Here is a 25,455-nt window from a genome sequence, read left to right on the forward strand (position 1 = left end):
GAAGGAGGACGTGCTTGTTGCGGGCTGCCCTGGACCCCAAGGTCTATGAAGAGACCCTGTTCGACGCGCTGATCGATGCGCGCGCCCGCTACGGCGACAAGGAGATTCTGGAGGACCAGGATCGCCACCCACTGACCTATACGGGCTTGATCCGCGCCGCCTTCGTGCTGGGCCGCAAGATCGCCAAACTGACCCAGCCGGGCGAGCGCGTCGGCGTTCTGCTGCCGTCCAGCGCAGGCGTGGTTGTGACCTTCTTCGCCCTGCACGCCTTCGGCCGCGTGCCCGTCATGCTGAATTTCACATCGGGCGAGGCCAATCTGAAGGCTGCGCTGAAAACCGCGGGCGTTAAGAAGATTTTGTCGGCCAAGCGCTTTGTCACCCAGGCCAAGCTGGATGACCTGATGGAGGCTCTGGACGAGGTTTCCGAGATCGTCTGGCTGGACGACATCCGCAAGACCATCGGCTTTGCCGACAAGATGTACGGCCTCAGCGCCGGCATGGCCCCCAAGCGGTTTCGGGTGAAGACCGATCCGGATTCGGCGGGTGTGGTCCTGTTCACCTCGGGCAGCTTCGGCGCGCCCAAGGGCGTGGTGCTGAGCCAGAAGAATCTGGTCGCCAACGCGCGCCAGGTCGCGGCGCACATCGACCTGAACCCCGACTGGGTCATGTTCAACCCGCTGCCGACCTTCCACTGCTTCGGCCTGACCGGCGGGGTGCTGCTGCCTCTGTTGCAGGGCCTGAAGGCGTTTGAATATCCGTCGCCGCTGCACGCCAAGCAGATCACCGACCTGCTGCCCCAGGTGAAGGCGTCAATCCTGTTTGCGACCGACACCTTCCTGAACCAGTACGCCCGTGTAGCCGAGCCGGGCGATTTCGCCACCCTACAGTTCGCCGTGGCGGGCGCGGAAAAGGTTCGCGACGAGACGCGCCAGATGTTCAACACCAAGTTCGGCGGCGTCGAGCTGCTGGAAGGCTACGGCGCCACCGAGGCGGCGCCTGTGGTGGCGGTGAACCACCCCGACCGCAACCGGCCGGGCACGGTGGGCCAGATCCTGCCGGGCATGGAATACCGGATCGAGCCGGTCGAAGGCATCGAGGTCGGCGGCCGCCTGTTCCTGCGCGGGCCGAACGTGATGGAAGGCTATATTTCGCCGAGCGACCCCGACAATCTGGAGCCCCTGGCGGGCGGTTGGCACGACACCGGCGACATCGTCGATATCGACGCCGAGGGCTACATCACCATCCTGGGGCGTGCGAAGCGCTTCGCCAAGATCGGCGGCGAGATGGTGTCCCTGACGGCGGTCGAGGGCATGGCCGGCGGCGTCTGGCCGACAGGTCATCACGCCGTCATCGCCGTGCCCGACAGCAAGAAGGGCGAGCGCCTGGTTCTCGTCACCGACGTCGCAGGGGCTGAATCCGCCCGCCTGACAGAATGGGCCCGCGACAACGGCGCGCCCGAACTGGCCGTGCCGAAGAAGATCATCAAGGTCGAGACCATCCCGGTCCTGGGCACCGGCAAGACCGATTATGTGACCATTCAGAAGATGGTTGAGGACGAACTGAAGCGCGCCTGACAAGGCGCTTGCCGTTCGGCGCAAGTGTCATAACCTCGGCCGTCCGGTCCCGCTCGCGGGGCGTAACGGCCGAGGAGACTTCATGGCCCGACGTTCGACATCCCTGGCCACCTGGGAACCGCATTTTCTCAGCATCCTGAGAATCGTCTCAGGCCTACTTCTGCTCCAGCACGGCGCGCAAAAGATCCTGAGCTTCCCGCCCGGCGGGCGTGGCGGCGTGGTCGATCTATCGACGTTGGCAGGCTGGTCCGGCCCGATCGAACTGGTCGGCGGCGTCCTGCTGGTGCTAGGCCTGTTCAGCCGCCCGACCGCCTTCATCCTGTCAGGCTTCACCGCCGTGGCCTACTGGATGGTCCATGCGCCGCAAGGCCCCTACCCCATCAACAACGGCGGGGAGCTGGCGGCGCTTTACTGCTTCGTCTTCCTGTATCTGGTCTTCGCCGGGCCGGGGCCGTGGTCGCTGGACAACGCCCTACGCGGCGGCCGCCGCTGAGACAGGTGGCGCGGCGTCCGGTCAGCCGATCCGGACGCCCGTCATCGAAATCGAACCACCGTCGATCACATCGTTGAAGAAACTCAAGGATTCGCCGGGCGCCTGTTGAGCGGCGACGTAGAGCAGCGGCAGGTAGTGCTCGTCCGTCGGCACGCTGAGCTGCGCCTGTTCGGCCAGATGGACCCAGTCGATCAGGGCGTCATGGTCGCCCGTCGTGAAGGCGCGTTTCACCGCCTCGTTGAAGTCGACGGCCCAGTCATAGGGCTCGCCGCCCGCGCGTTTCCACATCCGGAGATTGTGCACGAAGTCGCCCGAACCGGCGACGATCACGCCTTCATCCCGCAAGGGACGCAGGCGCCTGGCCAATTCATAATGGGCGCGGGCGTCGATGGTGCGATCCAGCGACAACTGCACCACAGGCACGTCGGCGTCCGGCCAGACATGGGCCAGCACGGACCAGGTTCCGTGATCCAGCCCCCACTGCATCGTCTGGGCGGCGCCGGTCAGCTCCGCCACCCGGTCCGCCAGAGCAGGCGAGCCGGGCGCGGGATACTGCATGGCGTGAAGTTCAGGCGGGAAACCTCCGAAATCATGGATGGTTTCCGGTCGCTCCTGCGCCGTCACGCCCAGCCCGCGCGTCTCCCAGTGGGCCGAGACCATGACGACGCCTTTCGGTTTGTCGATCTCCTCCCCCAGCGCGCGCCAGGTGTCCGCGAAGGGACTGCCCAGCGCGTTCATGGGAGAACCGTGACCGAAGAAGAGTGCGGGCTGGCGCATGATTTTAACCGTGAAGTTTCTTGGCGATCTCAGCGATATGTTTGCCTTGGAAGCGCGCGCCGTCCAGTTCGGTTTCGCTGGGCATCCGCGAGCCGTCGGGGGCCGAAATGGTCGTGGCGCCGTAGGGCGAGCCGCCGGTGATCTCGTCCAGGCGCATCTGGCCGGCGAAGGCGTAGGGCAGGCCCGCAACCAGCATGCCGTGGTGCAGGAAGTAGTTGTGCAGACCGGCGAAGGTCGTCTCCTGGCCGCCGTGCTGGGTAGCCGAGCCGGTGAAGGCGCCGCCGACCTTGCCCAGCAGCGTCCCTTGCGCCCAGAGACCGCCGGTCTGATCCAGGAAGGCGCGCATCTGCGAGGCGGCCGTGCCGAAGCGAGTGCCTGCACCGATGATGATGGCGTCATAGTTCGCCAGATCGGCTACGGCGGCGACCGGCGCGACCTGGTCCATCTTGTAGCCCGAGCTGCGCGCCAGCTCTTCCGGCACGGTTTCCGGGACGCGCTTGATGTCCACCACGGCCCCTTCGACCTGGCGCGCGCCTTCGGCGACGGCCTCGGCCATGCGTTCGATGTGGCCATAGGTCGAGTGGTAAAGGACGAGAATCTTAGGCATCACGGCTCCGGTTGAATCTGAAACGATGCTTACGGTAACTGCATCAGTGTCTGATTTAACGTCATGCTGCGCCGCCGCAAGCCCTTCCTCTCAAAAATCCGACAAACCGATGGGACAGACCCGCGCATAGAAGGCGGGATCGGCCGGAACCCGCGCGCCCCGCGATTGCAGGAAGCGGTGCTCGACCACCATGGCCTGCTGCTCGATGTTCAAGCCAATCCACTCGCAGCGGTCATCCACCGGATAGGTGTAAGCGCCCGGCCCATCGCCCGCCTTCAGCTTTCCTGTCAGCAGATTGACGCCGTTCTGCGCCTGCCAGACGTGAACCAGTTCATGAATGAAGACCGCCTGAGTCCGCAGCGACGCCTGCGACAAATCCGGCGTCAGGGTCGCCCTGGGCCAGACGATCCAGTCGCGTCCGAACCAGCGCCCCGGCACGAAGGCCCTGTTGAACGGCCAGGGCGATCCCAGAAAGCGGATGTCGTCCAGCCGCAGGTCACGCCCGAACACTTCGCGCGCCAGAGCCGCCTCGCCATGCGCCATTGGTCGGATCATCGACCGACCCATTCCCAGTGCCAGGGCTCATAGACGTAGGGGACGAAGCCGAACCGCCCGGCGTTCTTGACCAGCCAGCGATAGGTCGGGGTCTGGCTCATATGGCGACGGCTGTGGACGTCGGTGGAATCGACGCCCATGCCCTGCAGGTGGCCGACATACAGATCGACCGCCGTGCCCGTCCTGTGCGGTGAACAGACTGCGCGCCTCAGGCCGTCGCAATTGCCGTCGCGCGCGCATCGCGCCGCATCGGCTTCGGGATCACGGAAGGACGAGAAGACGCGCAACAGTTCCGGCTCGGCGGCGATCTCAGGCACTTCAGCGCGGGCCGCCGCCGCCATGGCGCGATAGGCGTCCAGCACGTCGCGGCGCAGCAGGCGCGTCAGGCGCTCGGCGTGTTCCTCGCCCGTCGTCAGATAGGCCAGGTCGCCGACAGGCGGCGGATCGGGACACTCCCCCCTCACCCGCGCCATGACGAAAGGCCGCCGTTCTTGCCACAGGCCGCGCAGCACCTGGAACGTCGCCTGGTCGAACCGCCCGCTGGCCGTCAGTCCATATCGGCCCTGAAACGCCGCCAGAGCCTCGGCGAATCCCGCCGACGTCGGATCGCAGGGAGAGCCGACCTCCTGCTGCATCAGCGGCACATAGGCTTCCCAACCCAGTTCCGAAAGCCCGAACGGCGTCCACTCCAAGGCGTAGAGCGATATGGCGTTCGCCTCAGCCGTGTCGTCCCATGCGCCGGGCGTCCGGTCGCAGATCTGGGCCGTCGGAACCGGTTCCGGCGCCTCGGCGCGCGCGTGTCCTGCGAAGGCGACGGCGGTCAGGGCGGCGAAGAGAGAGGCGGACGCTTTCCACATGGCCGCAGCAGGCCTCAGGATGAGAGTCGCCGCAACCCCTTGCGCGGTCTTCGCGCCTGCGTCGAAAACCTGCATGGTGACGGTTGCGGCCGACTCGCGCCGCGAACGGGCCGTGACCGCATGACCGCAACCGCCGCGCCTTCGTCCGCCATTGCAGCGCCCGACGCGCCACGTCGATCCAACGCCATTCTGGCCGCCTTCTCAGGCCCGTGCCTGCCACTGGCGGCCTTCGGCGTGGCCCTGCCCGTCACCCTGCCGGAATTCTACGCCACCCATGTCGGCATCGAGATGGGCATGGTGGCCGCTGTCTTCATGGCCGTACGGCTGATCGACATCTTGTTCGACCCCTTCATCGGCTGGGGCATGGACAAGACGCGCACACGCCTGGGCCGCTATCGGCCGTGGATGGCCGTGGCGACGCCGATCCTGATGCTGGCGGCGCTGATGATGTTCGTGACGGTCCAGCCGGGCGCCGGGCCGGTTTATCTGTTCGCCTGGCTGCTGGTTCTCTACCTCGGCTTCTCCATGGGCACGTTGGGCCAGTTGGGCTGGGCCGCCGTTCTGGCGCCGCAGTACGACCAGCGCAGCCGGGTCTATGGCTGGTGGCAGGTGTTCAACATCATCGGCGTGATCCTGATCCTGATCCTGCCGACCATCGTGGTGAAGACGGGCATCGGCGACTACGCCGACGGCGTGCGGATCATGGGCTGGGCCATCATCATCGCTCTGCCTCTGACCATCGGCCTGGCCATGGTCGCCGTGCCCGAGCCCGTCAACGCCGGCGCCGCGCCGCACGGCGGGCCGAGCGCCTACCTGGCCCTGTTCAAGATGAAGACGGTGCGCAAGCTGCTGATCGCCGACCTACTGCTGGGCATTGCGCCGGGCATCACGGGGTCGCTGCTGTTCTTCTTCTTCGGCCAGATCAAGGGCTACGACCACACCCAGGCGTCGCTGTTCATGCTGATCTACTTCATGGCCGGCCTGGTCGGGGCGCCTATCTGGGCCTGGCTGGCGACCAAGATCGGCAAGGATCGCGCGCTCGCTGTCGCCAGCCTGATCTTCGCCGTCTTTTATGTCGGGGCGACGCTGGTTCCGGGCGGCAACTTCGCCCTGACGGCGGTCGCCATGTTCATCGCCGGTCTGCCCTATGCGGCGGGCCTGTTCCTGCTGCGCGCCATGATGGCCGATGCGGGCGACGAGGTCCGGCTGAATACCGGCGTGGACCGCACCGGGCTAATGTTCTCCATCCTGTCGGCCACGACGAAGATGGGACACGTCTTCGCCCTGATTCCCTACGCCATCCTGCCGCTGGTTGGGTTCAAGGCCCTGCCGGGGCCGGAAGGGAACAGCGACTTCTCCCTGTTGATCCTGCAGATTCTGTTCATCGCCGTGCCGGGCCTGCTATTGGCGGCCACCGCCTTGGTGCTGAAGGGCTATCCCCTGACGCCGCAGCGGCATGATGAAATCCGCGCCGCCCTGGCGCAAAGAGACGCCGGACACGCCTGAATGACCCACCCCGTCGACCGCCTGAAGGACATCATGGTTCGCCTGCGCGATCCGAACGGCGGCTGCCCCTGGGACGTTGAGCAGACCTTCCAGACCATCGCCCCCTATACGATCGAAGAGGCGTATGAGGTCGCCGACGCCATCGAGCGCGGCGACATGGACGAACTGAGGGTCGAACTGGGCGACCTGCTGTTCCAGGTCGTCTTCCACTCGCGCATGGCCGAGGAAGCCGGGCATTTCCAGCTGGAAGACGTGGCCGAGGCCATGGCCGACAAGCTGGTTCGACGCCACCCGCACGTCTTCGGCGACGAAGCCGCCAAGGCCACCGGCCCGGCCCAGAAGGACCGTTGGGAAGACATCAAAGCCGCCGAGCGCAAGGCCAAGGAACAGCATGGCGTGCTGGACGACGTGCCAGTCGGCCTGCCCGCCCTGACCCGCGCCGCCAAGCTGGCCAAGCGCGCGGGCCGTGTCGGCTTCGACTGGCCCTCGACCGACGAGGTCTTCGACAAGCTGGCCGAAGAGGTCGAGGAACTGCGCATCGAAATCGCCGCCGGCGACAAGGAAAAGGCGCGCGAGGAACTGGGCGACCTGCTGTTCGTCGTCGCCAACCTGGCCCGCAAGATGGAGGTCGAACCGGAAGACGCCCTGCGCGCCGCCAACGCCAAATTCGTGCGCCGCTTCGCGTTCATCGAGGCCGAGCTGAAAAAAGACGGCCGCACGCCAGAACAGTCCGACCTGCCGGAAATGGACGCCCTGTGGGACGCCGCCAAGGCGGCCGAGCGCGCGTGAGCCAGGGGCCGTTCGACCTCATCATCTTCGACTATGACGGGGTCATCGCCGACAGCGAACTGCTGAACAACAAAGTGATGGCCGAACTGCTCAGCGAGATTGGCCTGCCGACCACGCTGGACGACGCTCTAGCGCTCTACCTCGGCAAGCGATGGCTGGACTGCGAGCAGATCATCTCGGAGCGCCTGGGCGCGTCCTGCCCGCCCGGCATTCAGGCCGAGTGGACGCGCCGTTGCCACGACCGCGCGCGGCGCGACCTGACGGCCGTCGCGGGGTTCGAGAGCTTTCTGGCCGAGCGTAGCGAAGCGCGCTGCATCGCCTCGTCCAGCCCGCCGGACTGGATCGAGCTGGGGCTTCGCCATTTCGGGGCTCATGAGACTTTTGCCGGGCCGATCTTCAGCGCCGCAGTCCACGTCAGCCGGGGTAAACCGCATCCCGACCTGTTCTTGTACGCCGCAGACGCCATGAAGGCGGCGCCGCAATGCACGTTGGTGATCGAAGACAGCCCTGCCGGCGTCCTGGCGGGAGCCGCGGCGGGCATGACCGTCGTCGGTCTTTGCGCGGGCGGCCACATCCGCGGCGATCACCCGCAGCGCCTGACCCAGGCCGGAGCGCATCAGGTGTTCGACAGCTACGCAGCCCTGGCCGCCTGGATCGCGGACGACGCTCAGACGTAGCGCAGTTCCTGTAGGTCGATCTCGCGGATCAGCTTGCGCGCCGTCTCTTCATCGATCAGCCGCTGGCGGCCTAAGCGGACCAGTTCCTCACGTTCAGCGACAAGGCCGGTCAGGCGGAGGCGTCGCTCGATCTCGTCGGCGCGGCGAGCCTGAACCACGGCGTCCTCCTCCATGCTGGCGCGCATGTCGATGCGGTGACGATAGACCTCCATGACCCGCGTCGCCGTCTCCGCATAGAAGTCAGGGTCCAGCTTGCCCTCGGCCATGGCGTGCTGGGCGTCCTCGATGGCGCGGATCGCGGCCCAGGCGGCGGCGACGCGGGAGCGGCTTTCTTCTGCCTGATGATCATCCTCGGGCGGGAGCTGCACGCCCTTCAGCAGGCGCGGCAGGGCGACCGTCGCCAGCACCAGGGAGACGATGATCACCCCCGCCGCCAGAAAGATCGCCAGATTGCGCGCTGGTAAAGGCGAACCGTCGCTTAGATAGAACGGCAACGTCAGGATGCCCGCCAGGGTGATCGCCCCGCGCACCCCGGCCAGCGACATGACGGCCACCAGCCTCAGTCCGACCTTGGGCGGCGCGCTGCGGCCCTTGCGGCGGAACAGCGTCAACTTCAGCGACATCCACACCCACGCGAAGCGCAGGGCCGCCAGCGCCGCGACAATGGCGAAGACGTAGACGGCCAGCCACCAGACTTCGCTGTGCTGGGTGGTGCGGATCACCTCGGCTGCGCGGGCCATGATGGACGGCATCTGCTCGCCCAGAATGACGAAGATCAGCCCGTTGGCGACGAACTGCACAGTGTCCCACACGACAGCCCGACGAATGCGCGTCGCAGCCAGGGCCGATCCCTGCCGCTCGGTGAAGCTCATGGTCACGCCGGCCGCCACCGCCGCCAGAATGCCCGAGGCGTGGATCGCTTCGGCCGCCAGATAGGCCGCGAAAGGCATCAGCAGGCTGATCAGGATCTGGCCGCCGACGTCCTCGCCCCAACGGCGGCTGATGAAGGCCTTCACCAAGCCGATGATTAGGGTGACGGCGATACCCACCGCCACACCCGCCACCGCCAGCCAGGCGAAGGTTCCGAAGGCGCTGGATAAAGAAAAGGCGCCGGTCGTCGCCGCGATCACCGCGATCCGCATGCAGGTCAGGCCGGTCGCGTCGTTCAGCAGCGACTCGCCTTCCAGGATGTGCACCAGGCGTTTGGGGATCGGCGCCCGTCCGGCGACGGCCTGGACCGCGATCGGGTCCGTCGGCGACAGGATCGCCGCCAGGGCGAAGGCTACGGCCAGCGGCATGGCCGGGATCATCCAATGGATCAGGAAACCCAGGCCCAGAACGGTGAAAACCACCAGCCCAAGCGCCAGCTCAAGGATCACCACCTTGTCCCGGAACAAGGCCTCCTTGGGGATGCGCCAGCCGTCCACGAACAGCAACGGCGGCAGAAACAGCAGGAAGAAAATATCCGGCTTCAGGTCAACCGACTGGCCCGTGATCAGCACCACCCCCGCCCCCAGGGCGATCTGCACCAAAGGCAGGGCGATGCGCGTGATGCGAGCCACCCATCCCGAAAGCACCACGGCCAGCAACAGGAAGAGGACGGTCTCGATCAGATGCATGACAGGATCAGTCGATCACGTCCGGATACAGTCTTTCAAATCGACCCAGCGCGGCGGGATGCAGCCGGACCGTCAGATGGACCCGGCCTTCCTCGTCCGTCTCGCGTCCCGTCACCCGCCCGTTGGCGTAGAGCCAGGCCAACAGGTCGCCACGATGCGGCTCGACCGTCAGATGCGTCTCCGGATCATCATCGATCAGGCCGGCGATGGTTTCGCGCAGGACCTCGATCCCCTCACCGGTCCAGGCGGACACGGCCACGGCCTGTCCCTCGCGCGCCAGGCGTTCGGCCTGGCCGACGACGGCTTCGCGGGTTTCGGGCTCCAGCAGGTCAATCTTGTTCCAGACTTCGAGGATGCGGCGCGTCTTGCCTTCGGGCGTCGGAATCTGCTCCAGCACCGCCTCGACGTCCTTGGCCTGGGCGGCGCTGTCGGGCGAGGCGATGTCGCGCACATGCAGGATCAGATCGGCCTCGCCGACTTCCTCCAGCGTGGCGCGGAAGCTCTCGACCAATTCGTGCGGCAGGTCCGAGACGAAACCCACGGTGTCAGCGATGATGGCCGGGCGTCCCTGTGGCAGGCGGATGGTGCGCTGGGTCGTGTCCAGGGTGGCGAACAGCAGGTCCTTGGCCATGACCTCGGCCCCGGTCAGACGGTTGAACAACGTCGACTTGCCCGCATTAGTATAGCCGACCAGGGCGACCGACGGGAACGGAACCTGTTTGCGCGCCTTGCGGTGCAGGCCGCGCGTACGGCGCACCTCTTCCAGTTCGGCCTTCAGACGCACGATGCGGTCGGCGATCATCCGCCGGTCCAACTCGATCTGGGTTTCGCCGGGGCCGCCCGTGCCGCCCGTACCGCCGCGTTGGCGCTCCAGGTGGGTCCAGGTCCGGACGAGTCGGGAGCGTTCGTATTCCAGCCGCGCCAGTTCGACCTGCAGACGCCCTTCGCGCGTGCGAGCGCGACGGCCGAAAATCTCGAGGATCAGGCCCGTCCGGTCGATGACCTTGATGTCCCAGAAGCGTTCCAGGTTGCGCTGCTGCACCGGGGTCAGCTGATCGTCGATGACGACCGCCTCGGCGTCGGCGGCCAGGATCAGCGACGAAATCTCGTCCAGCTTGCCACGCCCGATCAGGGTGGCGGGCGTGACGGAGCGCAGGCGCACGATTTCCTGCGCCCGCACGTCAAGGTCCAGCGCCTGGGCCAGGCCCACGGCTTCTTCCAGGCGTTCGTTCGCATGGCGCGCATTGTCGCCGCGGCGGTCGGGGTGAATGACGACGGCCCGGATCAGCGGGACGGCGTGGTCAATGAGTTTGGAGGTCAATCAGTCTTCTTCGGCGTCGGGCTCGTACAGTTGCACGGGCGCGGACGGCATGATGGTCGAGATGGCGTGCTTGTAGACCAGCTGCGATTGGCCATCGCGACGCAGCAGCACACAGAAGTTGTCGAACCAGGTGACGATGCCCTGAAGCTTGACGCCGTTGACCAGGAAGATGGTCAGCGGGGTCTTCGTCTTGCGGACGCTGTTCAGGAAGGTGTCCTGGAGGTTCTGTCGTTTGTCTTGCGACATGGCAGGTTGATCCTGTTCTTGGTCTTTTTCATCGGCGGCGGAATGGCCGCGAGGCGGGACGTCGCCCGCATCCGCGACCTTAGCCACGCCCCCGCCGGTGCGGCAACGCCTTAAATGGCTTCGCGGCGCGCCTGTTCCAGATAAATCTCGCGCAGACGGGTCGCCACTGGGCCGGGTTTGCCGTCGCCGATGCGGGTTCCGTCCAGAGAGACGATCGGCATGACGAAGGAGCTAGCGGCCGTGACGAAGACTTCGCGCGCGCGCTTGGCTTCCTCGACGCTGAAGGCGCGCTCGTCCAGTTCGATGCCTTCGGCCTCGACCAGTTTCATGATGGCGGCGCGGGTGATGCCGCGCAGGATATTGGCCTGGGTGTCGCGGGTTCGCAGTTTGCCGTTCTCGTCGATGATCCAGGCGTTGGTCGATGAGCCTTCCGTCACCATGCCCATTTCATCGAACAGGATGGCCTCATAGGCGCCGCGCTCGCGCGCCGCCTGCTTGGCTAGCGCGTTGGGCAGAAGGCCGACGGTCTTGATGTCGCAGCGGCCCCAGCGCATGTCCGGGTGGGTGACGCCGGCTGCGCCCTTGGCGGCCAGAGCCTCGCCCTTTCTCAGGTCGATCGACTTGGCGGTGATGATGACGCTCGGCGCCACGTCTTGCGGAAAGGCGTGGTCGCGCGGCGCCGTGCCGCGCGTGATCTGGATATAGACAATGCCGTTTCGCACGCGGTTCCGGCGGATCGTCTCGCGTAGCACGATGCCCAGGGAATTGGCCGACATGGGAATGTCGATCCGCAGTTCCGTCAGGCTGCGGGCCAGTCGGCTCAGGTGTCCCTGATAGTCGGCCAGCTTGCCATCAAAGACCGACCAGACCTCATAGACGCCGTCGGCGAACTGGAACCCGCGATCCTCGATATGGACCACGGCCTGACTGTGCGGCTGATAGATGCCGTTTACATAGGCGACCCTGGACATCAGGCGCCCTCTCCTTCTTCGTCTCCGCCGCGTGCGGGCGACACGCCCAGCGACTTAAGCTTGCGATGCAACGCAGATCTTTCCATGCCGATGAAGGCTGCAGTGCGCGAGATGTTTCCGCCGAACCGCATGATCTGAGCCGACAGATATTCCCGCTCGAACACCTCGCGCGCCTCACGCAACGGCAGGGCGATGATGCGGTCGGCGCCCAGAGAGGTCGGGCTGGCGGACGACGCCACCTCCTGCGGCAGCATGTCCGCCGTAATCGGCTCGTCCGGACCGCCAGTCGCCAGGATCAGCAGACGCTCAATGTTGTTGCGCAACTGGCGCACATTGCCCGGCCAGGGGTGGACCTGAAGCACCGCCAGGGCGTCGTCGGCGATCCGCCGATGCGGCAACCCTTGAGAGGCCGAAAGGCTCTCCACGAAATACTCCACCAACTCAGCGATATCCTCGCGACGTTCCGACAGCGGCGGCACCCGGATCGGCACCACGTTCAGCCGGTGGAAGAGGTCCTCACGGAAACGGCCTTCGCTGATTTCCACGCGCAGATCACGCGAGGTCGAGCTGATGACGCGCACATCGACCTGAACGTCCTGCTCGCCGCCGACCCGACGGAAGCGTTGCTCGACCAGTACGCGCAGGATGCGGCTCTGGCTTTCACGCGGCATGTCGGCCACGTCATCCAGGAACAGAGTGCCGTTATGGGCTTGCTCGAAAACACCGATCTTACGCGGGCGGCCATCGACGCCTTCTTCGCCGAACAGTTCGACGTCCAGGCGTTCGGGCGCCATCCCGGCGGCGGAAATGGCGACGAACTCGGCTTTGGCGCGCGGACTCGCATCGTGAATCTGGCGCGCCGCCAGCTCCTTGCCGGAACCCGGCGGTCCAGAGATCAGGATGCGGCTGTTGGCTGGCGCGACCTTGGAAATGGTGCTGCGCAGGGTCTGGGCGGCGACGGACTTGCCGATCAACCCGCTGGGCGTCAGCGTCTGGGCGCGCAGGCGCCGATTTTCCCGCTTCAGCGCAGCCGCCTCCAGGGCGCGCTCCACCACCACGACCAGCCGGTCGGACTTGAAGGGCTTTTCGATGAAGTCATAGGCGCCGCGCTTCAGGGCGCTGACAGCGGTTTCGATGTTGCCGTGGCCCGAGATCATGACAACCGGCAGATCTTGATCCAGCTCGCGCACGACATCGAGCAGTTCCAGCCCATCCAGGCCGCCGCCCTGCATCCAGATGTCGAGCACCGCCAGCGACGGCTTGCGCGCCCGGATGGCGGCCAGAGCCTCGTCCGAATTGGCCGCCGTGCGAACCGAGTGGCCCTCGTCCTCAAGCAGGCCCGAGACCAGTTCGCGGATGTCCGCTTCGTCGTCAACGACCAGAATATCAGCACCAGTATTACGCATGACGCCTCGCTTAACTCGCCGCGCTCGTCGCGCCGGAAGCGCGATGAGCGGACTTATGGTTCTGGGTCAGTGGGAAGATCAGGCCTACCCGTGCGCCCGACAGTGTTTCCGCGTCAGCCAGCCGCAACTCGCCGCCGTGGTCCTCGCAGATGCGCTTGACGATGGCCAAGCCCAAGCCTGTGCCCTTCTCGCGCGTAGTGACATAAGGCTCAGTCAGCCGGTCTCGATCCTTGGCCGGCAGGCCGACGCCATCGTCCTCAATCGTGAAAATAGCGCGCTCATCCTCAATCTCGAGCCTGGCGATGATGCCCAGCGCCCCTTCAACAACAGGGTCGCGCGCTCGCTTGGCGCTGACGGCCTCGCCGGCATTCTTCAGGATATTGGCCAGAGCCTGCCCCACCATGCGGCCGTCGCATTGCAGCACGACGCTGGGCAGCGGCTCCACCAGATCCACCTCGATATCGGGCATGGCGACGCGCTGCGCGAACACCGCCTCGCGCAGCATTTCAGCCGGGTTCTCCATCGAGAAACGCGGAGCCGGCATCCGCGCGAAGGATGAGAACTCATCCACCATTCGGCCGATATCGCCCACCTGACGGATGATGGTCTCGGTGCAGCGATCGAACACCTCGACGTCGTCGCCCACGCGCTCACGATAGCGGCGACGCAGGCGTTCCGCCGAAAGCTGGATCGGCGTCAGGGGATTCTTGATCTCATGAGCGATGCGTCGCGCCACGTCGCGCCAGGCCGCGTTGCGCTGAGCCGTGACCAGACGGGTGATGTCGTCGAAGGTCAGCACCATCTCGCCGCCCTGTCCGCCCTCGATGCGGACACGCAGACGCATGGCCTCGCCATCGCGGCTGACGTCGATGTCTTCTTCGATGTGGGCCTCGCCACGCTCGGACAGTTCGCCCAGTTCCGGCGCAACCTCGGCCAGACGTAGCCCCTGCACCTGCTCAGGGTCGAGGCCCAGCAACTGACTGGCGCTGTCGTTGATGGCCGAAATGCGCCGCATACGGTCCAGGCCGATCACCCCCGCACTGACGCCCGACAGAACAGTTTCGATGAACAGGCTGCGCCCCTGCGCCTCATCCGACGCGGTCTTCAAAGCAGCCTGCTGGGTCTTGATGTCCTCTGTCATCCGATTGAAGGCTTCGGACAGGACGATGATCTCGGACGGCGCCCCTGAGTTGTCGACGCGCGCGTCCAGGTCGCCGCCGGCCACCTGATCCGCCGCCTTCACCAGCCGCCCGATCGGCGCAGAGATCGAACTGGCCGCCGACATGGCCAGCCAGACCGCCCCCACCAACACCAGCAGGGCTGTCTCCAGATAGCTGAGCGCAAAGGCCGCCTGAATGCGGGCGCGGCTTTCCTCGGCGGCGCGATAGGCAGTGATGGACTCCTCGCCGTTGCGCATCCGCTGGATCAGGCCCGGCGCCAGCGGCCGCACGACGTAGAGGTAGGCGTGGCCGTAATCCGGCAACGGATAGAGGGCCCGCACCATGTCCGGGTTCTCTGTCACCGTCGTCGGCGCCACTTCGCCGCCGGCCACGGTTTCGAAAGCCTCGCGCGGCGGCGCGACATAAGGCGGCGCGCCCGGCTGTTCGCCGCTGGCGAGAACGCGCCCCTCTTCATCCAGAATGTAGAGCGCCGGATAGCCGAAGAAGTCGCCGATCTGCGACAGGGCGCGCGAGAACTGGATCCGGTTGTCGAACAGGTCGCGCACCCCGCCCAGTTCGGTCGCCATCGTCTCCAGATCGACCTCCAGCCCGGCGCCCACGTCGGCGACATAGGCGCGGCCGATCTCGGCGCCGTTCTCGACCGCCGAACGGACGTTTGTGCTGAACCACTGATCCACCCCCCGGTTGACCAGCAGGCCGAACACCAGGGCGATCAGCACCGCCGGCACGACCGAGACGAGCGAGAAAAGGGTGACGAAGCGCAGGTGCAGGCGCGCGCCTGGATCATTCCGATTGCGCGTGAGGCGCAGCACCCGCCCGCCGATCACCGCCGCCAGGCCCGCGATCAGGATCAGATTAGCCAGGAGAATGAAGAGCACGACCTGACTGGCCGCCGTGCGCGCATCACCGCCCGCCGTGGCCCCAGGCGCGATGGCCACCAGCCAGATGGCGGCGGCCGTGATCAGAAACGCGATGGCGTAGGCGGTTCCGAACAAGGCCCGTGCGCGACCATCAGCCAAACGCCCCCAGAGCGAGCGCTCTGAGGTCTGTTGCTCAGCCGTGGAAACGGGCGTGTCCGACATCAGGCCACAGCTTCGAACACCTGTGGCTCGTTTTCAACATCGAAGTTGCTCAAATGCGTCACACCTAGCCATAGGTCGGTCAGGGCGGCCTCAACCTCTTTGGGCGTCTCCAGGCGACACAGACGGGCCTTGGCGGCGCGACGCTCCAGCGGATCGGCGGGCCAGGGCGCCTGTTCGATGTACCAGCCCAGATGCTTGCGGAACATCTTCAGCCCCAGCGGTAAGCCGTAGAAGTCGGCCGATGCGCGCAGATGTTCGAGAACGATGGCCAGGCGCTCTTCGCGATCCGGCTCCTGAAGTTGCGCTCCGTCGATCAGCGCGCGTTCCAGATGCGCCGCCAGCCACGGCCGCCCATAGACGCCGCGCCCCAGCATCAGGCCATCGGCGCCCGAACGGTCCAGCGCCTCGCGCGCCTGTTCGGCGGTGATGATGTCGCCGTTGACGATGACGGGGATGGCGACCGCCTGCTTGACCTCGGCCACGGCGTCCCAGTCAGCGACGCCGGTGTAGAATTGCTTGCGCGTGCGGCCATGCACGGTGACGGCGGCGACGCCCAGCGCCTCGGCCCGACGCGCCAGATCGGGGGCGTTGTGGCTGTTCTCGTCCCAGCCCAGTCGCATCTTGACGCTGACCGGACAGCTGACGGCGCCGACGACCGCCTCCATGATCCGCGCGGCCTGATCCGGCGTCCGCATCAGGGCCGAGCCGCAGGCGGCGCCTGTGACTTCCTTGGCCGGACAGCCGAAGTTCAGGTCGATAATGTCGGCGCCCGCCGCCTCGGCCATGCGCGCGCCCTCGGCCATGGCCGCCGCATCGCCGCCGACTAGCTGGATCACCGTCAGCGGCAGGCCGCCGCCGACGGCTGCGCGCCGCACCACGTCGGGACGGGCGCGCGCCAGTTCAGCCGCCGCCACCATCTCCGTCGCCACATAGGCGGCGCCCAGCCTTGAGGCCAGCACACGGAACGGCAGGTCCGTGATCCCGGTCATGGGCGCCATCAGCACCCGCCCTGCGATCTTCACATCGCCAATCTGCAACCCGGTCGTCATGAGGCTCCTTAGCACCGATGAAGGCCCCTCTCGTCAAGCGGAACCGGGACGCCTAGAAGACCCGCATGGGATTCTCAGCGATCGTCGTCGCCGCCGGTTCAGGCTCCAGGGCGGGCGGCGCCAAGCAGTGGCGCGTCGTCGCCGGCAAGCCGGTCGTGCGCTGGTCGGTTGAAGCCTTGCTGGACGCCGGGGCGCGTGAAGTCGTCCTCGTGATCGCCGCCGAGGCCGAGGCGGAGGCGCGCGACGCCCTGTCCGGCCTGAACGGTTGGCGGGCCGTCACCGGCGGAGACACGCGCGCCGCGTCGGTGTGCGCGGGCCTGTCCGCCCTGACCGGCGCCGACAGCGAACCCGTGCTGATCCACGACGCCGCCCGCCCCTTCCTGAGCACCGAAGTGATCGCGCGCCTGCTGGAGGGCCTGCATGAGGCCGACGGCGCCCTGCCCGCCCTGCCCGTCGCCGACAGCCTGCGCCGGGGCGATCAGGACATGGTCGTCGGCGCCATCGACCGAGAAAACCTGTGGCGCGCCCAGACCCCGCAAGCCTTCCGTCTCAAGACCATCCGTGACGCCTATGCCGCCTGGCCCGCCGACGAAGCCGCCACCGACGAGGCCGCCGTGGTTGAGCGCGCGGGCGGCCGCGTCCGACTGATCCCGGGCGATCCGCGCCTGATGAAGCTGACCTATCCAGAGGATTTCGCCATGGCCGAGGCCCTATCCGCCGCCCGCACCGTCACCCGCATCGGTCAGGGCTACGACGTCCACCGCTGGGGGCCGGGCGCGTCCGTCTGGCTGTGCGGGGTCGAGATTCCGCACGACCAGACCCTGATCGGCCATTCGGACGCCGATGCGGGGCTGCACGCCCTGACCGACGCCATTCTGGGCGCCATCGCCGACGGCGACATCGGCGACCACTTCCCGCCCAGCGATCCCAAGTGGAAGGGCGCCTCATCCGACCGCTTCCTGGTCTACGCCGCCGAGCGGGTGGCCCTACGCGGCGGGCGCATCATCAATGTCGATGTGACCCTGATCTGCGAGCAGCCCAAAGTGAAGCCGCATCGCCTGGCCATGCGCGAACGGCTGGCGGAGTTGCTGAAGCTGCCGCTGGACGCCGTCAGCGTAAAGGCGACCACCAGCGAGGAAATGGGCTTCGTCGGCCGCAACGAGGGCCTGGCGGCGCAGGCCGTGGCCTCCATCGAAATGCCCGCCTGAAGCCTCAATCAGCCGCGCCGGATCGGCAGGCCGTGCAGTTCGACGCGCAACCCGCCCAGAGCCGACGGCGCAAAACGCACCGTCCCGCCATGCGCCTTCATCGTGGACAGGACGATGGACAGGCCCAGACCGCTGCCGCCGATGGGGGCGTCGGCGGTGCGGAAGAAGCGACGACCCAGGCGCTCCAGATCAGCCGCTGACACGCCCGGGCCGTCGTCCTCGATCACCAGAACGGCGTCAGGCCCTTCGCCGACGACCGTCACGCAGATCCGTGTCCGCGCCACGCCACGCGCATTGGCCATCAGGTTGGCGACGACCGTTTCAAAGCGGTCCAGCTGAACGTGAAGCTCAAACTCTTCGCGCGGCAGATGCAGGCGGTCGTCGGCGCCCGTCGCCTGGAACAGGCTCCGCAGATCGATCCAGCGCTTGGCGGCATCGTCCACCGCCGCCTCGTCCTCGCGGGCGAGCGTCAGCAGGCCCGTGACCAGGCGCGCCGTCCGGTCAACGGAGGTCTGGATCTGCTCCAGCGCGTGTTTGCGCACGGCCGGATCGTCCGTGACGGCTGCGATCTGGGCCTGCACCCGCAGACCCGCCAGCGGCGTCCGCAGTTCATGGGCCGCCGCCGCGGTGAACTCCGTCTCTCGACGACGCGCCTCGCTAACACGCGCAATCAGATCATTCAGCGCCGAAGCGAAGGGCAACAGATCCTTGCCGCCCGGCGCGACGTCGATCGACGTCAGATCGTCAGCCCGGCGACTGGCGAGCGCTCGGGTCATCTGCTGGATCGGCCGCAGGCCCGCCCCCACCGACCACCAGATCAGAACGCCGAGCGCCAACAACCCCAGCACCGCCGGCGCCAGCAGGCCGGTGACGACGCTACCCACCAGGTGTTCGCGGATCGCCAGATTGTCGCCTACCATCACGCGATAGCCGCTTTCAGGCATGTGGACGGTGTAGACACGCCAGCGCTGGCCATCGATCACGCGCTCGGAGAAGCCGTCCTCACCATCCGCCAGCATTTCTGTCGGAGCGCTGCGCGAGCGCGCGATCAGCTCTCCCTGCATCGACCATATCTGACAAGCCAGTTGGCGCTCATAGGCGGTAAGTGGGCGGCCCCCCTCCTCATTGGCTACAGGAGACAGGCTGCCCGGCCGCATCATGGAAGACACCAGACGGGCCGATTCCATCAGCCGGCGATCCAGAACCCTTTGCACCTCATGGCGCGTCTGAATCTCGACCCAGACAACCGCGCCGCCCCACACCAACGCCGTGACCAGGGCGAGGATCGCGAACAGCCGCATCCGAATGGACATCATTGGAGCGTGTATCCCAGGCCGCGCACAGTGCGGATGAAGTCAGCGCCCAGCTTGGCGCGCAGGTGATGGATGTGGACCTCGACCGCGTTCGAGCCGATATCCTCCTGCCAGCCGTAGAGCCGCTCCTCCAGCTGACTGCGGGACAGGACGTGGGACGGGCGCTCCATCAGGGCCTCAAGGATGGCGAACTCGCGTCGCGACAGATGAAGGTCGCCCTGCCCTCGCCAGGCCAGCCGCGACTTGGGGTCAAGCGTCACGCCTTCATGCGACAGCGCCGGTTGCGAACGACCCAGCAGGCGCCGACGAACCGCCCGCAAGCGCGCCGCCAGTTCATCCAGATCAAACGGCTTGCCGACATAGTCGTCAGCCCCTGTGTCCAAACCGGCGATGCGATCGCGGCTGTCGTCGCGCGCCGACAGGATCACCACGCCCACGTCAATGTCCCGCTGCCGTACGAAGCGCAGGATTTCCAAGCCGTCGCCATCCGGCAGACCCAGATCAAGAACGACCGCGTCAAAGGTCGAGCTTTCCAGCGCGGCCAAGGCGTCTTCGACCCTGGCGACCGGCTCGACGGTCCAGCCGCAGGCCCCCAGGCCGACGCGCAGTCCATCCGCCAGCACCGGATCGTCTTCTACAGTGAGCAATCTCATTGGCTATTGATGCGAAGCTCGGCTTAAGCCTGACTTAAGCTCATTCTCCGACCTGACAGGAATGAAGATCATTCTCGTACGCCTCCTCGCGGCCCTGGCCGTCCTCATACTGCCGGCGCCGAGCCTGGCCCAAGGACTGGGCCAGGGCTTCGGCCAGCCGCTGCTTTCCCCTGAAGAGGCGTTCACCCTTCAGGTCTCGCGAGAGGCTGACGGCGACATGGTGTTCGTCTGGAAGATCGCGCCGGGCCACTATCTCTACAAGGATCATACCGCCGCCACCGCACCCGACGGCAAGACTGCGCTTCCTCTCCGCCTTCAAGCTGGAGAAAAGAAGGACGACCCCGGCTTCGGCATCGTCGACATCTGGCGTGACGCCGGGCGCGCGGTCCTGTCGGCGGACGCGCTGAAGCGCGCGAACGATCCCGCGTCGATCAACATCACCTACCAGGGGTGCCTGGAAAATTCGATCTGCTATCCGCCGACCACCCGCACCGTGGACGTCCCCGCCCTGCCGAGCGCCCGCATCGTCTCGCGTGAGGCCGAGGCCGCGACGGCTCAGGCCGCCGCCGTACTCGCGTTGCAGAAGACGACTGAAGCTCCAGCGATCCAGGCCGCCGAGATGACTGAAGCAGAGCCAATGCTGGATGCTGCGTCTGACGCAGGCGTCGTACGGCCCACGTCCGCCATCCAACTTCAGCAGAGTCAGGGTTTCGTCGATCGATTGGCGGATCAGGGGGGAACGGCCTGGGTGCTGCTGGCCTTCTTCGGCTTCGGCGTTCTGCTGGCGTTCACGCCCTGCGTCTTCCCCATGTACCCGATCCTGGCCGGCGTCATCGGACGAGGCGTCGACGGGCAAGGCACGGGACGCGGCCTGCTGCTTTCGGTCGCCTATGTCCTGGGCCTCGCCGTGGCTTTCGCCCTGCTCGGCGTCGCCGCCGCATGGTCGGGGCAGAACCTGCAGATGGTGTTGCAATCGCCGTGGGCCGTGGGCGGCCTGGCCGTCCTCTTCGTCATCCTGGCGGTCTCGATGTTCGGCGCGTTCGAGCTTCAGCTGCCCTCAGCCTGGACCAGTCGTCTGTCGCGCGACGCCGGAACGGGGCGCCGATCCGTAGCCTCGGCGTCAGGCCTGGGCTTCCTCTCGGCCCTCATCGCCGGGCCGTGTGTCACCGCGCCCCTGGCGGGCGCCCTGCTCTATATCGCCCAGACGGGGGATGTCGTCCTGGGCGCGGCCGCCCTGTTCTTCCTGGGGCTGGGCAAGGGCGTGCCGCTGATCGTCTTCGGGACTGCTGGCGCGCGCTTCCTGCCCAGGGCCGGAGCATGGATGAACCGCGTGAAGATCGTCTTCGGCTTCACCTTCCTGGGTATGGCCTGGTGGCTGGCCAGTCGCATCCTGCCGCCTGTCGCGACCCTGGCGCTGGGCGCGGCCCTGTGCTTCGCGGCCGCTGCCGCCCTCGGCCTGTTCCGTCCGGCGGCGTCGGGCGTCCTGAACAGCATCGCGCGCGCGGCTGGCCTGATCGCCGCCGTCTGGGGCGTGCTGCTGATGATCGGCGTGAGCCTCGACGCCGTCAGCCCCTGGCGGCCCTTGGCCCCGCTGGCGCGCCCCGCAGTCGCAGCCAACGGCGCCTCGCCTCTCGCGGCCGTACCGGCAGCGGTGGTCGCCGATAACGCTGCGCTGGAGACTGCCGTCGCGCAGGCCGCCGCCAAATCCCGGCCTGCCCTCGTCTATTTCACGGCGGAATGGTGCGTCAGTTGCCGTGTGATGGAGCGCGAGGTTTTCCAGAACGGCGAAGTCCTGGCCGAACTCGGCGCAGTCGATCTGATCGAGGTCGACGTGACACGCAGCACGCCCGAAGTGCGCGATCTGCTCGACCGCTATGGCGTCGTCGGACCGCCGACGATGATCTTCCTGTCGAAGACGTCAAAGGAAGCGCCTGACAGCCGCTTGGTCGGCGAGGTTCCGGCTCGCGCCGTCCTGACCTCGCTGGAGCGCGCGGGGGCTGCCGAATGAACAGTCTGTCGCTCGGCCCCCTGGTCCTGTCCGGCGAGCGCTTCGCCATCATCGTCGGCGTCGTCGTCTTCATGATCGGCTCCAGCATTCTGGTCAGCCGGATCAGCGGCCGCTTCAACCTGTGGAGCACGGTCGTCGCCATCGGCGGCGTCGGTGTCGCCCGCCTGGCCCACGTCATCGCCAACTGGGAGTATTTCAGCGGCGATCCCATGCGCGCCTTCGCCGTGTGGCAGGGCGGGTTCGCCTGGTTCTGGGTTCTGCCCTTCGTCGCCCTGGCCACCTTCCTGATTCTGAAGACCCGGCAGGAACGGGCCTGGGCCATCGCCCCTGTGGCGGCGGCTGCGCTGGTCTGGGTCGCGACGCATCAACTGGCTTCGGCCACCGAGCCCTTGCCGCCCGCCGAACTGACCCTGGTCCAGTTGGAAGGGCAGCCGATCGATCTGGCCCAGTCGGTCAATCAGCCCACCGTCATCAACATTTGGGCGACCTGGTGCCCGCCCTGTCGCCGCGAAATGCCGGCCCTGGCGCAGGCCGAGCAGTCTCACCCCGACGTCCGCTTTCTGTTCATCAATCAGGGCGAGAGCCGGGAGACGGTCGGCGATTATCTGACGCACGAGGGTCTGTCCCTACGGCACGTCCTGCTCGACACCGGCATGGCTCTACCGCGTCACTATCGTACGGTCGGCATTCCGGTGACGCTCTTCCTTCATGCGGACGGCAGCCTGGCGAAGGCGCACATGGGCGAGATCGCGCCCGAGCAGATCGCCGCCGAGATCGCTCGCCTGAACAAGGCCTCGCCCGCCGCCTTAAGCGTGACTTAAGCGGGCGCCTCGACCAAGAAGCATCAACCGTCGCCTTGGCGCGGCCCCTCCCCCGCCTAACCGTGCGGCCATGCGCCGAACGAAGCAGGAAAGCCTGACCCGATGAAGAACCCCGCCCTCGTCATGAAGCTCGCTGTCGCCCTGACCCTGGCCGCGTGCGGTCCGGCCGACGCTGGCAACGCCCCGGCGGCTGTCGCGGCGGCTGGAACGTCGGGCGCTCAGGATCTGCCCATGGTGGCGGAGGTCGGCTTCAGCGACCTGCTGCGCGATCCGGCGACGCCGTTCATCGGCGCCGAGAACGCCGATATCATCATCATCGGCTTCATGGACTACAACTGCCCCTACTGCAAAATGATGATCCCGGAGCTGGAGGGCCTGATGAAGGCCGATCCCAAGGTGCGCATCCTCTACAAGGAATGGCCCATCTTCGGCGCCGTGTCCGACAACGTGGCCCGTCTGGCGATGGCCGCCAACTACCAGGGCAAGTACCATGAGGTGCACAAGGCCTTCATGAGCACCAAGGGTCGCATCGAGACTGACCAGCAGGCGCGTAGCCTCGCTCGCGCAGCCGGGGTCGACATGAACCAGCTGGATCGTGACCTGGCCACGCACCGCGAGGAGATCGACGCCGTGATTCTGCGCAATACGCGCGAAGCCTCGGCCCTGGCCCTGAGCGGAACGCCCGCCTTCATCATCAACGGCAACCTGATCCCCGGCGGCATGCCTCAAGCGCAGTTGGAAGCCGTCATCGCCCGTATCCGTGCGGGCCAGCCGCTGCGCTGATCCTTCAGGCTTCACTTTACGCTCGCCTCTGAACGGCAGGCTGGCATAGTCGCCAAATGCGAAGCCTGCTGTTCAACATCGCCTATTGGGCGCTTTCCATCACCTACGGCCTGGCCGCCGCCTTTGCGGCCCTGGCGCCCGGGCGCAAAGCCACAAGCTGGATCATTCGCCGCTATGTCCGGCGGATGGTGCAAGCCATGAGCCTGTTCGCGGGCATTCGAATCGAAACGCGCGGCAAGGAACGAATTCCGACTGGCGCCTTCATCATCGCCTCAAAGCACCAAAGCTGGGGCGACGGCTTCGCCACCTATGACCAGTTCGACGACGTGGCTTTCGTCACCGGCGACCATCTGGAGAAGTTCCCCCTGCTGGGAACGGTGCTGAAGAAGCTAGGCGCCATCGTCGTCAACAACTGCGGCGGTCACGCCGCCCGCGCCGCCCTGAAGGAACGCGCCGCCGACGCCAATCGCGAAGGCCGCAAGATCCTGATCTATCCGGAAGGCCATCTGGCCAAGGTCGGCGAGAAGTTCCGCTATCGCTCGGGCGTCTGGCACATGTATCGCGACTTCGACATGCCGGTCGTGCCGCTGGCGACCAACCTGGGCCTGTTTTGGCCGTTGGAGGAGTTCCGGAAGACCCCCGGCACGGCGACGCTGGAATTCCTCGAACCCATCCCGACCGGTCTGTCCAAGGCCGAGTTCCTGGCCCGGCTGGAAGCCGCCGTGGAAGGCAAGACCGCTGAACTGATCGCCGAGGCGACGGGTCAGCCGGTAACGCCGGCTGTTCTGGTGCTGCCCGCGAACGAAATGAGCAAAACACTGGAACCGCAGCAATCCTCCGCAGCTTGACGCCCTTACTGAACCTGTCGCCGAGCCAGGATCATTTTCGCGACCAAGCCAATCAGCCCGCCAATCGCTGCACACACCGCCGCTGCCGTCAGCGCAGCGACGATCCACCAGTGACCACTCCAGTCGGTCTCAGAGCTGAACAGCGCGTCCCTCAGAACGACTAACGGGCCAACAGCGGCCCCGGTAACTGCAAAAACAACGACAACATTACGCTTCATAGACGTCACGATGCAGCCTCCCGAATAAAGACCGAGGCTTAAACGTAAAACAACGTTACGGCAATATAGCCTGTCAGGCGGCTGGGATCACCGCACCTTCATACTTCGAGGCGATGAAGTCCTTGATCGCCTGACCGCGCAGGGCGTTGGCCAGCGCTTGGACGCGCGGGTCGTTCTGATTGTCCGGACGGGCGACCAGATAGTTCACATAAGGGCTGTCGGCGCCTTCCAGCGACAGCGCGTCGGTCTTGGGCTTCAGACCGGCGTCGAGGGCGTAGTTGGTGTTGATCACCGCGCCATCGACCTGCGGCAGGATACGCGGAATGGTGGCGGCCTCGACCTCCTGGAACTTCAGCCCCTTGGGGTTGGTCGCAATGTCGCGCACCGTCTGCAGCGGGTTCTGGGGGTCCGTCAGGGTGATCAGACCCGCCGCCTGCAGCAGCAGCAGGGCGCGGCCGGTGTTCGACGCATCGTTAGGCAGCACCACTTGGGCGCCGTTCGGCAGATCGGTCAGAGCCTTGTGTTTGCGTGAATAGAGACCAAGCGGCTCGACGTGGATTCCAGCCACGGTGACAAGGCTCGTGCCCCGCGCCGTGTTGAATTCGTCCAGATAGGGCTTGGTCTGGAAGTAGTTCACATCCAGTCGCTTTTCAGACAGTTGCACGTTCGGTTGAACGTAGTCGTTGAAGACCTTGATCTCGATCGGCACGCCCTGCGCGGCCAGGATCGGCTTCACCTGCTCCAGGATTTCAGCGTGCGGCACGGCGGTGGCGCCGACCAGCAGAGGCGCGCCCTCGGCCCCCGCCTTCTTGTCCGCGCCCTGACCGCAGGCGGCGAGCGTCAGGACAGCAGCGGCGGACAGCAGCAGCGAACGGCGGATCATGGGGCAGGCT

The 25,455-nt window shown here is 66.5% G+C and carries 24 protein-coding genes; 10 read left to right on the forward strand and 14 right to left on the reverse strand.

Going from position 1 to position 25,455, the window contains the following annotated elements; translation table 11 throughout:
* Positions 1-17 precede the first annotated feature (17 nt).
* Both AC3IPP_RS08350 and AC3IPP_RS08355 read left to right on the forward strand, forming a co-directional pair.
* On the forward strand, positions 18-1,574 hold the full coding sequence (locus tag AC3IPP_RS08350) for an AMP-binding protein (protein WP_489151049.1): 1,557 nt from the start codon (positions 18-20) through the stop codon (positions 1,572-1,574).
* Positions 1,575-1,656: 82 nt separating this feature from the next.
* The gene (locus AC3IPP_RS08355; protein ID WP_087139340.1) at positions 1,657-2,067 is read left to right on the forward strand and encodes a DoxX family protein; all 411 of its coding nucleotides are present in this window, start codon (positions 1,657-1,659) and stop codon (positions 2,065-2,067) included.
* A gap of 21 nt (positions 2,068-2,088) precedes the next feature.
* Here AC3IPP_RS08355 and ygiD read toward each other — a convergent pair whose 3' ends face one another.
* The 4 genes from ygiD to AC3IPP_RS08375 form a co-directional block, all read right to left on the reverse strand.
* Positions 2,089-2,844: a 4,5-DOPA-extradiol-dioxygenase gene (gene ygiD / locus AC3IPP_RS08360; RefSeq protein WP_489150962.1), complete on the reverse strand. Its 756-nt coding sequence runs from the start codon at positions 2,842-2,844 to the stop codon at positions 2,089-2,091.
* A 4-nt stretch (positions 2,845-2,848) separates the two neighbouring features.
* A complete protein-coding gene (wrbA, locus tag AC3IPP_RS08365) occupies positions 2,849-3,451 on the reverse strand; it encodes an NAD(P)H:quinone oxidoreductase (RefSeq protein WP_489150963.1) in 603 nt (200 codons plus the stop codon).
* A gap of 90 nt (positions 3,452-3,541) precedes the next feature.
* A complete protein-coding gene (locus AC3IPP_RS08370; RefSeq protein ID WP_489150964.1) occupies positions 3,542-4,006 on the reverse strand; it encodes an NUDIX hydrolase in 465 nt (154 codons plus the stop codon).
* A complete protein-coding gene (locus AC3IPP_RS08375; RefSeq protein WP_489150965.1) occupies positions 4,003-4,863 on the reverse strand; it encodes a D-alanyl-D-alanine carboxypeptidase family protein in 861 nt (286 codons plus the stop codon). The genes AC3IPP_RS08370 and AC3IPP_RS08375 overlap by 4 nt, the downstream gene beginning before the upstream one ends.
* Positions 4,864-4,983: 120 nt before the next feature.
* Between AC3IPP_RS08375 and AC3IPP_RS08380 the strand changes: the two genes are divergently transcribed.
* The 3 genes from AC3IPP_RS08380 to AC3IPP_RS08390 are packed head-to-tail and all read left to right on the forward strand — an operon-like array spanning position 4,984 to position 7,835.
* Entirely contained in the window at positions 4,984-6,369 is a 1,386-nt protein-coding gene (locus AC3IPP_RS08380) for an MFS transporter (RefSeq protein WP_489150966.1), read from the forward strand.
* Positions 6,370-7,158: a nucleoside triphosphate pyrophosphohydrolase gene (gene mazG / locus AC3IPP_RS08385; protein WP_489150967.1), complete on the forward strand. Its 789-nt coding sequence runs from the start codon at positions 6,370-6,372 to the stop codon at positions 7,156-7,158.
* A complete protein-coding gene (locus AC3IPP_RS08390) occupies positions 7,155-7,835 on the forward strand; it encodes an HAD family hydrolase (RefSeq protein ID WP_489150968.1) in 681 nt (226 codons plus the stop codon). Before mazG ends, AC3IPP_RS08390 begins: the two co-directional genes overlap by 4 nt.
* Here AC3IPP_RS08390 and AC3IPP_RS08395 read toward each other — a convergent pair.
* The 7 genes from AC3IPP_RS08395 to dusB form a co-directional block, all read right to left on the reverse strand.
* Positions 7,826-9,454 (reverse strand): Na+/H+ antiporter, encoded by a 1,629-nt coding sequence (locus AC3IPP_RS08395; protein WP_489150969.1) that lies wholly within the window; start codon positions 9,452-9,454, stop codon positions 7,826-7,828. The genes AC3IPP_RS08390 and AC3IPP_RS08395 overlap by 10 nt on opposite strands.
* A 7-nt stretch (positions 9,455-9,461) precedes the next feature.
* On the reverse strand, positions 9,462-10,775 hold the full coding sequence (gene hflX, locus AC3IPP_RS08400) for a GTPase HflX (RefSeq protein WP_489150970.1): 1,314 nt from the start codon (positions 10,773-10,775) through the stop codon (positions 9,462-9,464).
* Complete coding sequence (gene hfq / locus AC3IPP_RS08405) at positions 10,776-11,021, reverse strand: RNA chaperone Hfq (RefSeq protein WP_003164861.1); 246 nt, start codon at positions 11,019-11,021, stop codon at positions 10,776-10,778. It abuts the gene before it with no gap.
* A 110-nt stretch (positions 11,022-11,131) separates the two neighbouring features.
* Complete coding sequence (locus tag AC3IPP_RS08410; protein ID WP_489150971.1) at positions 11,132-11,992, reverse strand: D-amino-acid transaminase; 861 nt, start codon at positions 11,990-11,992, stop codon at positions 11,132-11,134.
* Positions 11,992-13,398, reverse strand: coding sequence for a nitrogen assimilation response regulator NtrX (ntrX, locus tag AC3IPP_RS08415; protein WP_087139350.1), 1,407 nt, complete (start codon positions 13,396-13,398; stop codon positions 11,992-11,994). The genes AC3IPP_RS08410 and ntrX overlap by 1 nt, the downstream gene beginning before the upstream one ends.
* A gap of 10 nt (positions 13,399-13,408) precedes the next feature.
* On the reverse strand, positions 13,409-15,661 hold the full coding sequence (locus tag AC3IPP_RS08420) for a sensor histidine kinase NtrY-like (RefSeq protein ID WP_489150972.1): 2,253 nt from the start codon (positions 15,659-15,661) through the stop codon (positions 13,409-13,411).
* Positions 15,661-16,710 carry a tRNA dihydrouridine synthase DusB gene (gene dusB, locus AC3IPP_RS08425; RefSeq protein ID WP_489150973.1) on the reverse strand — a complete coding sequence of 350 codons (1,050 nt, stop codon included), beginning with the start codon at positions 16,708-16,710 and terminating at the stop codon, positions 15,661-15,663. The genes AC3IPP_RS08420 and dusB overlap by 1 nt, the downstream gene beginning before the upstream one ends.
* 65 nt (positions 16,711-16,775) lie before the next feature.
* Between dusB and AC3IPP_RS08430 the strand changes: the two genes are divergently transcribed.
* Complete coding sequence (locus AC3IPP_RS08430; RefSeq protein ID WP_489150974.1) at positions 16,776-17,918, forward strand: bifunctional 2-C-methyl-D-erythritol 4-phosphate cytidylyltransferase/2-C-methyl-D-erythritol 2,4-cyclodiphosphate synthase; 1,143 nt, start codon at positions 16,776-16,778, stop codon at positions 17,916-17,918.
* A gap of 8 nt (positions 17,919-17,926) precedes the next feature.
* Here AC3IPP_RS08430 and AC3IPP_RS08435 read toward each other — a convergent pair whose 3' ends face one another.
* On the reverse strand, positions 17,927-19,219 hold the full coding sequence (locus AC3IPP_RS08435; protein ID WP_489150975.1) for an ATP-binding protein: 1,293 nt from the start codon (positions 19,217-19,219) through the stop codon (positions 17,927-17,929).
* 11 nt (positions 19,220-19,230) lie between these two features.
* Entirely contained in the window at positions 19,231-19,884 is a 654-nt protein-coding gene (locus AC3IPP_RS08440; RefSeq protein WP_489150976.1) for a response regulator, read from the reverse strand.
* 61 nt (positions 19,885-19,945) lie between these two features.
* Here AC3IPP_RS08440 and dsbD point away from each other — a divergent pair, with 61 nt between their 5' ends.
* From dsbD to AC3IPP_RS08460, 4 genes are all read left to right on the forward strand, one after another.
* Entirely contained in the window at positions 19,946-21,892 is a 1,947-nt protein-coding gene (dsbD, locus tag AC3IPP_RS08445; RefSeq protein ID WP_489150977.1) for a protein-disulfide reductase DsbD, read from the forward strand.
* Entirely contained in the window at positions 21,889-22,713 is an 825-nt protein-coding gene (locus AC3IPP_RS08450) for a prolipoprotein diacylglyceryl transferase family protein (RefSeq protein ID WP_489150978.1), read from the forward strand. Before dsbD ends, AC3IPP_RS08450 begins: the two co-directional genes overlap by 4 nt.
* A 102-nt stretch (positions 22,714-22,815) precedes the next feature.
* Positions 22,816-23,496, forward strand: a complete 681-nt coding sequence (locus tag AC3IPP_RS08455; RefSeq protein ID WP_489150979.1) for a DsbA family protein — start codon at positions 22,816-22,818, stop codon at positions 23,494-23,496.
* A gap of 56 nt (positions 23,497-23,552) precedes the next feature.
* Positions 23,553-24,344 (forward strand): lysophospholipid acyltransferase family protein, encoded by a 792-nt coding sequence (locus AC3IPP_RS08460; RefSeq protein ID WP_489150980.1) that lies wholly within the window; start codon positions 23,553-23,555, stop codon positions 24,342-24,344.
* A gap of 291 nt (positions 24,345-24,635) precedes the next feature.
* On the opposite strand, the gene AC3IPP_RS08465 is transcribed toward AC3IPP_RS08460, so the two are convergent.
* The gene (locus tag AC3IPP_RS08465; protein ID WP_489150981.1) at positions 24,636-25,445 is read right to left on the reverse strand and encodes a MetQ/NlpA family ABC transporter substrate-binding protein; all 810 of its coding nucleotides are present in this window, start codon (positions 25,443-25,445) and stop codon (positions 24,636-24,638) included.
* Between the last annotated feature and the right edge of the window lie 10 nt (positions 25,446-25,455).

This window comes from Brevundimonas sp. KH_060 (assembly GCF_057838275.1).